General features: G+C 43.1%; 10 protein-coding genes. 3 read left to right on the forward strand and 7 right to left on the reverse strand.

Annotation, left to right across the window (positions count from 1 at the left end):
* Positions 1 to 31: 31 nt before the first annotated feature.
* The 3 genes from OEV42_05850 to OEV42_05860 all read right to left on the reverse strand — a co-directional run bounded on the left by OEV42_05850 (position 32) and on the right by OEV42_05860 (position 1,529).
* Positions 32 to 451: a single-stranded DNA-binding protein gene (locus tag OEV42_05850; GenBank protein ID MDH3973784.1), complete on the reverse strand. Its 420-nt coding sequence runs from the start codon at positions 449 to 451 to the stop codon at positions 32 to 34.
* Positions 452 to 455: 4 nt separating this feature from the next.
* Positions 456 to 1,202, reverse strand: a complete 747-nt coding sequence (locus OEV42_05855; GenBank protein MDH3973785.1) for a hypothetical protein — start codon at positions 1,200 to 1,202, stop codon at positions 456 to 458.
* A gap of 105 nt (positions 1,203 to 1,307) precedes the next feature.
* Positions 1,308 to 1,529: a FeoC-like transcriptional regulator gene (locus OEV42_05860; GenBank protein ID MDH3973786.1), complete on the reverse strand. Its 222-nt coding sequence runs from the start codon at positions 1,527 to 1,529 to the stop codon at positions 1,308 to 1,310.
* A gap of 536 nt (positions 1,530 to 2,065) precedes the next feature.
* Between OEV42_05860 and OEV42_05865 the strand changes: the two genes are divergently transcribed.
* Together OEV42_05865 and OEV42_05870 are read left to right on the forward strand one after the other, a co-directional pair.
* Entirely contained in the window at positions 2,066 to 2,338 is a 273-nt protein-coding gene (locus OEV42_05865) for a hypothetical protein (protein ID MDH3973787.1), read from the forward strand.
* A gap of 248 nt (positions 2,339 to 2,586) precedes the next feature.
* Positions 2,587 to 3,447 (forward strand): GGDEF domain-containing protein, encoded by an 861-nt coding sequence (locus tag OEV42_05870; GenBank protein ID MDH3973788.1) that lies wholly within the window; start codon positions 2,587 to 2,589, stop codon positions 3,445 to 3,447.
* Between the two features lie 227 nt (positions 3,448 to 3,674).
* Here the strand turns inward: OEV42_05870 and OEV42_05875 are convergent, their stop codons facing one another.
* Both OEV42_05875 and OEV42_05880 read right to left on the reverse strand, forming a co-directional pair.
* Complete coding sequence (locus OEV42_05875) at positions 3,675 to 6,875, reverse strand: DEAD/DEAH box helicase (protein ID MDH3973789.1); 3,201 nt, start codon at positions 6,873 to 6,875, stop codon at positions 3,675 to 3,677.
* A complete protein-coding gene (locus OEV42_05880) occupies positions 6,845 to 7,642 on the reverse strand; it encodes a hypothetical protein (GenBank protein MDH3973790.1) in 798 nt (265 codons plus the stop codon). The genes OEV42_05875 and OEV42_05880 overlap by 31 nt, the downstream gene beginning before the upstream one ends.
* Before the next feature lie 730 nt (positions 7,643 to 8,372).
* Here OEV42_05880 and OEV42_05885 point away from each other — a divergent pair.
* The gene (locus tag OEV42_05885; GenBank protein ID MDH3973791.1) at positions 8,373 to 8,993 is read left to right on the forward strand and encodes a hemolysin III family protein; all 621 of its coding nucleotides are present in this window, start codon (positions 8,373 to 8,375) and stop codon (positions 8,991 to 8,993) included.
* A 284-nt stretch (positions 8,994 to 9,277) separates the two neighbouring features.
* On the opposite strand, the gene OEV42_05890 is transcribed toward OEV42_05885, so the two are convergent.
* The gene (locus tag OEV42_05890; GenBank protein ID MDH3973792.1) at positions 9,278 to 9,487 is read right to left on the reverse strand and encodes a hypothetical protein; all 210 of its coding nucleotides are present in this window, start codon (positions 9,485 to 9,487) and stop codon (positions 9,278 to 9,280) included.
* A gap of 44 nt (positions 9,488 to 9,531) precedes the next feature.
* Entirely contained in the window at positions 9,532 to 10,035 is a 504-nt protein-coding gene (locus OEV42_05895; protein ID MDH3973793.1) for an Hsp20/alpha crystallin family protein, read from the reverse strand.
* Positions 10,036 to 10,148 lie beyond the last annotated feature (113 nt).

Genomic DNA, 10,148 nt, shown 5'->3' on the forward strand with positions numbered 1-10,148 from the left:
AGGGGTTTTAAATTATTACTTTGAATGAGTACTAGAAGGGGATATCGTCATCCTCAAAATCATCAGGACCACCTGAAGAAGCTGAATGTGAGTTGGAAGTGCCTCCCTGTGGAGCACCGCCTGCCTGACCGAGCATGGTCATATTGTTGGCGACAATTTCAGTGGTTTGCCTCTTGTTGCCGTCTTTATCTTCCCACTCCCTCGTCTGCAGTCTTCCTTCAATGTATACCTGTTTCCCTTTGGAAAGATACTCTCCGCAGATTTCGCCCAGTTTGCCCCAGGCCGTAATACGGTGCCATTCCGTCTTTTCTTCCTTGTTGCCATCTTTGCCTGTCCATCTTTCCGATGTGGCAAGGCTAAAAGATGCCACCGCCTGTCCGCTTTTTGTGTACCTTACCTCGGGGTCTCTTCCCAGGTTTCCTACCAGTATTACCTTGTTAACTCCAGCCATAATATTAAAACCCCAAACTTAGTTTTGCCGTATATGATGAAACTTCTGCTTGTTCATATTCAGCTAAAATTATAAAAAATCCCAGCGAAAGTCTCGCGCCTACAAAGTATTTTGTTTCGGTGATCTCCTCTTTGTCAAGGGCAAGGCTTGTGCCTTCAACTTTAATGTTACTTGAAGCGTCACTCTTGATCCATACCTGTCCCACACCGGCATAAGGTGTAAGCATGGCAAATCCCTTGCTTATGGAAAGATCGACCCCTGTTGTGGTGAGATCAAGATCATCGATGCCGTCAAGCTTTGTGTATGTGCCTCTCAGAGCCAATGCGGGCTTTGCGATCCCGCCTTCCCATATGGCATATTTGATTTCAGCGCCTGTCAGTTTTATATCACTATCGGGAATCTTTGCATAGGATGCCCCGATGTCTATGCCAAAGGGGAGCCCTTTTTGAACACGGACCTTGGGGATGGGAATGCTTCCCGGCATATCGGGAGCTACATCTTTCCAGTATGAATCGCCTTCATCTATGTTTGTTGCTGTTACTTCAAGGCCTATATCAAATCCGGTAATTCCCAGTGGTTCAGCAGGTGCGGCGGCTTTGTAGGCAACGGCAAGTCCTACCTGTCTGCTCAGATCTTCAAATTCACTTTGAGCAAGGTTGTTAGCTTGCAGAACAATATCACTATCTCCTGCAATTGCGGTATTTGTGGAAAATAGAAAGATCAGTAAGAGGGACATTATTGTTTTTTTCATGGCGTCTCCTTTCTTAAAGTAAGGCTAGGAATTAAAAGATGATTATAACAATAAAATAATCATAGTCAATGTTTACTTTGCTTTGCCCCGTCTGTGGCTGGTTTGTTACTCTATCCAGGAATAAAACTCGTATGCATCGGTATAGCACTCACTGCAACCGCTATTACAACAGTGGGCAACAATGTTTTTCCTGACTTTACCCTCATGGAACAGTTGCCGGAGTACTTTATTTATCTCTTCTTCAGGTAATTTAAAGTGGAGTGAAAAATCATAAAGACAGGCTTCTTTCCGTTCAAGGAGAAAGCTTTTAATTTGGGAAATGTTCATGGTACGAATTATACCTCATGTTTATAGGACATCTTTAGTTTTTTAGAATAAAATTCATTAGCTGTCATTTTGATGCAAAGAGGACACTTTATTCCCTTCCAGTCGCAGCTTTAGTTTATTCTTTGACACGACAATTCTCACTTTTATCGGGTTCAATTACTGCATACAGTTTTACATTAAAGAAATGCAGCTTACGTGGCAGAAGAGAGAAGGTTTTTTTGAAAGCTGTGCTCATGTTTAATACAAAGGTGAGAGCTGGCTTTCTTCCTGAACTAAATAGATTCCACCCGCACAAAAAATAGCAGATTATAAAGGCAAATCCTTAATAAATAATAAATGCCAAAGTTATACTGCTACAATATAATATTGATAATTTAAACATATGTTGCAAAAAGCATTAAATTTGCTTTAATTCAAATGCAGAGATAGAATTTATATAAAGCTGAGATAAACTATTGTGTATCCCTTTCTACGAAACTTATGCTCTTTGGCTATAAAATAACTGTAATGCTTTAAATAAATATAGGAGTTTAGTCATGCGCTCAGTTCCAAGAATAAGTGTTGTATTAATTCCAGAAGCTTGTGAATTACTTAAAAATGATCCCATATCTTCCTTCCTGAAAGATAATAATTATTTTAATTGCGAGTCGGCCCAGCAAAATGGCAATTTTCTTGAAATGACTATTTCTTCTTCTCAGACTCAAATGCCTGAACTTGAACAGGATACGATTTTGTCAATCCCCATCCATTTTGTTCTATATATGATCTCAGGTGCATCTCGCAAAAGCTTCGGTTTTGAAGATAATTAATCATCTGGTAACCATATGCCGGATTCAACGTACCATTGGCAATCAAATATTGTGTCAATGTGTCAGCTTGACTGAGCATAATCCCTCGTGAAGAGGGACTGGCAAACAGATGTATCATTTTTTGTGCCTATTGCCCGTGCCCTTGACTCTGCTTTTGAGAAGAAGGAAGGGCATCTGTCCCTATATTTTGTCCTAACGCAGAGATTTGGGGGCCCCTGTTGAAGGTTAGCCCCTGAAAGGAGGTTTTTATGACGGACAAAAATAGCAATAGATCAAAAAAAGACACAGCTAAAAAGCTTTTAAACATAGAATCTAAAAATCGACTAAGTTCCGATTCAATCGAATCCTTGAGTGAAACTCCTGAGTTACTGAAAGAATACCTGGATTTTTCAATTGCAAATACATTTTCTGAATTGATGTTCAGGTTGACTCATGAAATATATAAGGAAGATAAAGCTAAAAAACTTTGGGATAATATTGTAAGGCATAGACAAAATATAAAATCAATACTTGGTCGTGATGCAGGGATTTTAGTAACGGCCCTGGATTATTTAACAAACGTTTCAGGAGATTTAATAAGCCCCAAAATCATTGAGGACCGTCGTATTGAAGAAGCCGCCTTAATGGCAACAAGGGATCATTTAACGGGCTTATATTTAAGAAGTGTTTTTGATTTTTCAATTGAACGTCTTTACAAAGAGCATAAGAGATATGGGAAAACGCTCTCTCTCTTGATGATAGATATTGATAATTTCAAAAAAATTAATGACAAATTTGGACATCAATCCGGAGACAGGGTGCTAAAAGAGGTTGGCAAAATAGTTTTGGAAACCATGAGAGAGGCTGATTTTCCGGCAAGATATGGTGGTGAAGAAATAAGCATCATCTTGCCTGATACTTCAGAGGACAAGGCAATTATCATTGCAGAGAGATTGAGAAAAAAAGTTAAAAAATATTTTTCTTCAGAGCCGGAAATAACAATTAGCCTCGGTGTTTCATCAAATATGGATTTAGCCATTAGCGGAATCGATATGATCAGGTTCGCAGATAAAGCGCTATATGCAGCGAAATTAAAAGGAAAAAACCGTGTTCAAGCCTGGCATGGCTAACGCTCTAATGGGTTAGAAGTCGATTCTTCTAACGGGGGGGAATGGGGGGAGGGTTCGGGATGAAAGGGAAGGCAGATAACGGTCGCTGCCCTATTTTTCTTTTTGATCATTAAAAAGTAGTTCCAAGGCTGTTTTCGGGGCCTTTTTCAGGGCTTTATCTTTTGTTTTTAACTACTTAACGTGGTCCGACCAAAAAAAAGCAAACAGGGCGAATATTTCAAATACACTCAAGCAATTCCATTCAACTTCATCCAAACAGCTTTGTAATCGTCACCTGACAATCTGGAACCTGACGGTCTTACCCTGTTCCAGGTATCTGTGTCTTGCCGGTTAATCCAATCGTAAACAGATGAAGAAGGCTGGCTAAAAATTTCACCACCAACCGATTCACTATATAATTCACCCAATCGGTTAGCGATGCTTCGGGGAACATTATTTTTTCTCATTAGTACGCCTTCATCTGTGTTCACGCCATAGTGGAGATATGCCGGCAAGTTAGCCATCCGCTTTTTTTCAATTTCCGACAAACTATCCCAATCCACACCACTGGTCGGCATCTTCTGGAGAGCGGCAATACCCCAAGTGGCGGCATTGGCAACAACTTTATAAAGAGCTTTAGTTGCCATTTGAATCGCTCGCTGTGGTTCTTCTCCTGGATAAAAACTGTTTGCTATCGATGCAATATTACGACCATTGACCCAATCAATTACCAATCTGGCAATACTTGCCTGGTCCAATGGACGCCCCCCTTGGTTTAACTCCTGAATGGAGTTCCTGATTTCATAGGTATTAAGCATAATGCCTATGAGTTTTTGCATGCTTTGGTTTTGCTCAGAAAACAATTGGCTCTTATTCCAGTCTTGCGGCGTTAAACCTGAAGTAGCCAGTTTCCCTATCATTTGCCTTACAGAGACCGTAGAAAACCCTGTTTCATCGGCTCTTTTCGCATCAGCCAACGTTAAGCTTCCAGCATACTGTCTAACCTTCTCATTAAAAAAGGTCTTCTTATCCTGAGGCAATTGCCTATATCCTAAGGTTCCTTGTAGTTTCTGCTCAAGCTGGGCTAAAAAAGCTTCCTGTTGCTCTGTCTGTTTTCGTAAGTGTGAAATGTATTGGAGAATTGCCGACCATCTCTCATCACAGAAAAGCCATCTGTCAAAATCATGAGCAGCGTGACGAAGTGCAGTGTCAATTGCATTTATTAATTGTGAGTGCAGGTCATCAGATGCCTTCATGACATACTCGCCGACTTTAAGCAAATCTGAATCATTTTTTACGGCTAATCCCACCCATCCCATGTCTGTCTGTCCTGTTCTACCTACTCTTCCCGCCATGTTCCAAAAGTCCCGTACAGGCATTTCAGAGGTAAAGGGATAATTGTATGCACCCATTATAATGGCCGATACAGGGAAGTTTATGCCTTGAGCTATTGTGGTAGTTGCAGCCAATGCTTGCAGCTTTTCCTTTAGCATCAAGTCCTCAATTAAAAACTTGATGTCATCGGGCAGTGCCGAACTGTGAATCGCAATCCTACAGGTTAGAAATTTTGCCAAGGGAAAGTTTTCGCCAAGTTCGCTTTTAACCAATTTTATCAGAAGGTTAATATCCTCATCTTGCTCAAAATTATCATCGGACATTTCGTAAAGATGTTCGGCAATTATATATGTCTCTGGTGGATCAGTTGCCAAAACAATGATTGGTGAATTGATATCCAGTATAATAGATGAAACAGAAGAGGCGATCCGAACTTTAGAGGAGCAAAACTGTGATTTCGTATGTTCCGCATTTTCGAAATGTGCCAAAGGAATAGCCTCCCCGATCTCATATGTCCCTTTGTCTGTATGGAGGGTTCGAAGGCTTAAATCATAATTTCTTCCTCTTCCATCAACCTGAATAGCTCCTACAACCCTCTCATTGGGTTGCCACCAATCTAATTCAAGATTAATTACATTTCCTCGCTCCCCTGCCAACCAGTCAACAATTTCATGCGAGTTCGAAATATCTGGTGACATGAGAAGAAAATTCGCTTCTTCACAATCGTTTTTAATCGTGGCTAATAATAACTCAAGGTTCAATCCTCTAGTTTTTTCTTCAATATTATGTGCTTCATCGACCACAGTTAAAACCAATGGGCGATCCTGGGTCGTACCTAGGCCCTGCCTTACAAGAAGGTTCAGTTTTTCATAGGTAGTTACCAGTACATCAAAAGCCGTCCCATTGCCGCTTTCTTCAACCAAGTGCTGTTCAAACCCGTCCAGTTCAACCGCACCGCTGGCCTTTTCCACATCAAGCCCAATTTCCCCCAAGTCCCTGTTCAATTGTATAAAGATTTGATTAACCAAGGCTTTAGTAGGGACCACATAAGCAACCCATCCACCCTGTTGTTTGAATTGGTTTAATGCCTGAAGGATGCGGTATTCCGCAATCATCGTCTTACCACTCGATGTAGGCAGATTCACTACAATTGCCCTGTGCGCCGGATTTAGTAGTCCACCATCAATTATAGATTCCCGCTGTGGATAAAGTAACTCAAATACCCCTTTGTCTTCTTGCCTTGAGATGTATCTGTTAAATTGTGTTACCCAATTATTTACACCTCTAGTTGTATACCATATTGTATTGCGTATCAGTTTTACAGCGAGGGCCTCGAAGAACTGAAACAGCAAGCCTAAGCTGATATTACCCGATTCTTTGGCGAACCCCTTAGACAAGTCAAGGTGATAGTGGATTTGTGTTTCCGGTTCGAGTGGGCGCCCTTCAATTTGATATTGCCCAAGTATCTCAATGCTCTTTACAAAATGGTAAAGAGCAACCAATTCTGCGGCACCATAGGGTCGACTTTCCTCATTTACCTGGTTTAAAAAGCTATTCTCAAGTTCCGACTGTTCTGACCTCAGTTGATTAATCAACTGAACTGCCTGATCTATATCCTTCCAGGAGTCTTTTTTCAATAAGCCCACCAAGGCCTTAAAACTAATCGCAAGTAACCTCTGATTCCAGCCATCATTTACTACAAGCTCATCAATAATTGATGGTCTGCATTTCAAATATTGCCGGACAAAGTGCCAATGTTCTCCTAAACATCCGAAGGCAATCAATTTTATTTGTTCATAAACAAAGTATTCATTGTTTGTGTTTATAGGCAATTGGCTGGCAATATCAAAATTGATTGAACACAAAGCTTTAAACTGGGGAGTATCCCTATTTCCCCATTGTTCAATAATTTTCAGCTCGCATAGTTCCCTGGCCTTTTCAAGCTGCTGAATATCTTGCGCTGAAAGATGAACTGATTCAAATCGTTTAGAAAGCTTGCTCTTCTGAATGAGCGCACTAATCCCTCCCAACATATCGGGATATGCTTCTTCAAGATAGCTATATTTAAGTTGAATGCTCATTACTATTCCGCGCGATTCAATATTGACAGCCACTCACTTTTACTGACTGGCACGTACAATGCCAACAATTGAAGGCCAGTTGGCTCCAATACATCTTCCTTAATTCTTTCATAGCTTACGGAAACATCCCTTTCATCCGGTTCAACATCTCTCACCAAAACACCTATTAATTGATAGCCGGGATTGCCTGCATAATATGACCGGAATGCTCTATCAAAGTCTTCCCTGAAGGGATGACCGTCGGGCTGAATTCTTGCCTTGTTCTGCAAATAACTTATCAGAATGAATCTTTTTTGACGGTCTGAATAAAGGTCTCTCAATTGGTTTTCTATGCCATCTGCCTTTGTCATTACCCGTGGCGGTCTATTTGCCGTTTCGGAAGAAGTTTTAACCTCCCCAAAAAGAAAAAGCACCTGGTCTTCCACGACAATGAAACCGACCAAATCAGCACCGGTCTTATTCCCTCTAGGATTACGTGCATCTCTCAACTCATTCCAGTAAAAACGGGATCGAAAAGACTCCTCTAAAATGACTTCAGCATAAGCTTCACCAACACGGAAAATTTGCACATCAACATCCTCATTTTCTAATGCCTGGATGTCTTCCAGAAGGTTTTCAGAAGAGAAGCCCGTATCTGTCTGTAAAGTGCGTAAACTATTTAAAATATCATCCCTTTCTTCCCTGTCCAATAGATTGTCCTTTACTGGACCAGAAAGGTGGTCTCTAAAAGCAGCTTCCTCAAAAGCTACTCCATGGTAACCTCTTATTTCTGAGTCGTAATTTTGATATTCAATAGTCATAATTTAGAATTTATAGAGGAAATACTCAATTTACCCTTTCACAATCACAAGCTCTTCTTCCGTAAGTCCATAAAGAGTGTAAACCAACTGATCGATCTCCTTCACCTGCACTAAAGAAAAGGGGGCGCAACCCTTTTCTCTAATAGATGTCGCTGAAATGTTTTTATACTAACCCTTTAGAATCGAATACTAACAATATTTCTGATATCTTGTCACTCTCAAACCTTAATAGCAGTGCGATAGTTAAAAAACCATCCTCTTTCCCATATTGGGATAAATAGGGACAACAGCGACCGTTTAGATTGCTAGCCCCGGTTCAAAACAAAAAAAGCCCGTTGCAGATGGGGCTGCTTCGGGCTTATAGATTCTCTTTCCCCTCTGTTTTTCATAACACCCCTTATCATACAGCTCTTTCCCTCTCACCCCCGTATCAAGTACGGGGCAGGCTCTAACCCTTTTATGCCCTTCGGGTGCTCCCACGAGGGGAGAGGGGATGCAACCCCCCTTTTCTATGGCTTCCCCCTTTGCAAGGCGGGACAATGAGGAAACTCTACCGCAGAGATTGTCATTTTTCAACTTTTTTCTTCAATCCTTTTTTCTTCAATCCGCCGGAGCCTCTCAAAAAAACCGGTTCTTTCCATTTTACAAGAAGGGGCTCACTTGCTAACATTTATCTATAAGATCATCCCTCCCCGGATGGCGTGATGGCAGGGATTACAGGGGGCTTCAGGTGGATAAGGGAGAACGTTTCAACAGCATCAGTCATATAATCGCCGCGGCGGCGGCCCTTGCCGGGGTGATAGTGCTCATCGTCTTTTCGGCTGAAAAGGGAGACCCCTGGAAGTTCATCAGTTTCAGTGTCTACGGCACCACCCTCTTTATACTCTACACCTTCTCCTCCCTCTACCACTCCCTCGGAAAAGGGCAGGCCAAGGCCTTCTTCCGCAGGCTCGACCACTGCGCCATCTACCTCCTCATCGCAGGCACCTACACCCCCTTTACCCTCGTCACCCTCCGGGGCGCATGGGGCTGGTCCATATTCGGCGCCGTATGGGGCCTGGCCCTAGTGGGGATCGTGCTCGAATACCGCCCCGTCGGGGGGAGACGGATACTCCCCGTCGTAATCTACCTCGTCATGGGATGGATTGTCCTCTTTGCGCTACGCCCCCTCCTCGACGCCCTGCCGCTGCCCGGCTTCAGGTGGCTGCTGGCGGGCGGCACCTTCTACACCTCGGGCATCGTCTTCTACGCCTTCGACAAAAAGGTGCGATACTTTCACGGCATCTGGCACCTCTTTGTTCTCGCCGGGAGCATCAGCCACTATATTGCCGTATTGCTCTATGTGCTATGATGGTGAAGGAAAGGAATTTTACAGGGATACATCACATTAAAAATCCCTCAAAAAAAGCCCGTTCCCCGCACTAGCGGGATTCGGGCTTTGCAGTTATTCCCCCTTATCTCCTTCAAACCTTCCCCCATCTTCAAAAATCAAAAGATTGCCTTTTTATATCACACCTCACCCCGGTTTAAAATCAAAAAACTACAAAGCGTCACCCTCTTGTTGCCGAAAAAACAAAAGGAGGCCTGCCATAAATGACGGGCCTCCTTTGCTTCTGTGCGGCAGTGAGCCTGCTTCTACTTCTTCGTCACCTCAAACCAGTCGCACTGGTCATCCCCTATGGGCGAACCGCGGTCGATCCAGTTGAAGTAGGCCGCCCTTTCGTGGTCCTCATGTGAAAGTGTAAGTCTTGCGCTTCTCCTGCCCCCTGTTACCTTTGATGCTCCTGTCTTTGTTGCCCTCGTCGGTTTTGTGCTCTTTGCTTTTGCTGCTGTCTTTGCAGGCATTTTACTGACCTCCTTTTAAAATCGGGATTGATGAATAGTCCATGCTATTCAATCTCCACCTTCTTCTCCTTCTTCTTCGCCTCTTCCGTCATGGGTATCTTTATCTCCAGTATGCCGTTCTTGAATTTTGCCTTCGCCTTGTCCGACTGGACGTCCTCGGGCAGATGGAAGGAGCGTGTAAAAGAGCCGGTCGACCGTTCATACCTGTAGTAATCCTTCTCTTCCACCTTCTCCTCCTTCTTCTTTTCCCCCGATATGGTTATCCTGTCATCGGTGAGCGTCACGTCAATGTCCTCCTTTGTCATGCCGGGGAGTTCTGCCTTGACTACCACATCGTTCCCCTCCCTGAATATATCGACAGTAGGTGCAGACACCTCAGCTTCAGGAAACCTGAGACTAGGCATCCATGGACGGCCGAACATGGAAAAGGGACGTCTCCACATCTCATCAAAAAAGCGCGCCATATCCCTCTCCATCTCCTCGAAGGTGCTAGGCAGTCCCGGTTCCCTCCTGATCAGCCCCTTCTCTTCCTTTTTCTTTTTTGCCATGTCAAACCTCCTGAATTATTCTTGTCATGACCCTTATAAAATTTTTCTCTTCGCATTGCATCACTGCGGGTTTGAAACTCTTCATGGTAGATCAATTCCCAGGGTGCTTTGTT

The organism is Deltaproteobacteria bacterium (assembly GCA_029860075.1).
In the GTDB taxonomy this organism is placed as follows: Bacteria; Desulfobacterota; JADFVX01; order JADFVX01; family JADFVX01; genus JAOUBX01.

Excerpts from the sequence above, each read along its gene's own strand:
- OEV42_05860 (MDH3973786.1), bottom strand. The coding sequence starts at position 1,529 with ATGAACATTTCCCAAATTAAAAGCTTTCTCCTTGAACGGAAAGAAGCC.
- OEV42_05870 (MDH3973788.1), top strand. The coding sequence starts at position 2,587 with ATGACGGACAAAAATAGCAATAGATCAAAAAAAGACACAGCTAAAAAG.
- OEV42_05865 (MDH3973787.1), top strand. The coding sequence starts at position 2,066 with ATGCGCTCAGTTCCAAGAATAAGTGTTGTATTAATTCCAGAAGCTTGT.
- OEV42_05890 (MDH3973792.1), bottom strand. The coding sequence starts at position 9,487 with ATGCCTGCAAAGACAGCAGCAAAAGCAAAGAGCACAAAACCGACGAGG.
- OEV42_05850 (MDH3973784.1), bottom strand. The coding sequence starts at position 451 with ATGGCTGGAGTTAACAAGGTAATACTGGTAGGAAACCTGGGAAGAGAC.
- OEV42_05855 (MDH3973785.1), bottom strand. The coding sequence starts at position 1,202 with ATGAAAAAAACAATAATGTCCCTCTTACTGATCTTTCTATTTTCCACA.
- OEV42_05895 (MDH3973793.1), bottom strand. The coding sequence starts at position 10,035 with ATGGCAAAAAAGAAAAAGGAAGAGAAGGGGCTGATCAGGAGGGAACCG.
- OEV42_05880 (MDH3973790.1), bottom strand. The coding sequence starts at position 7,642 with ATGACTATTGAATATCAAAATTACGACTCAGAAATAAGAGGTTACCAT.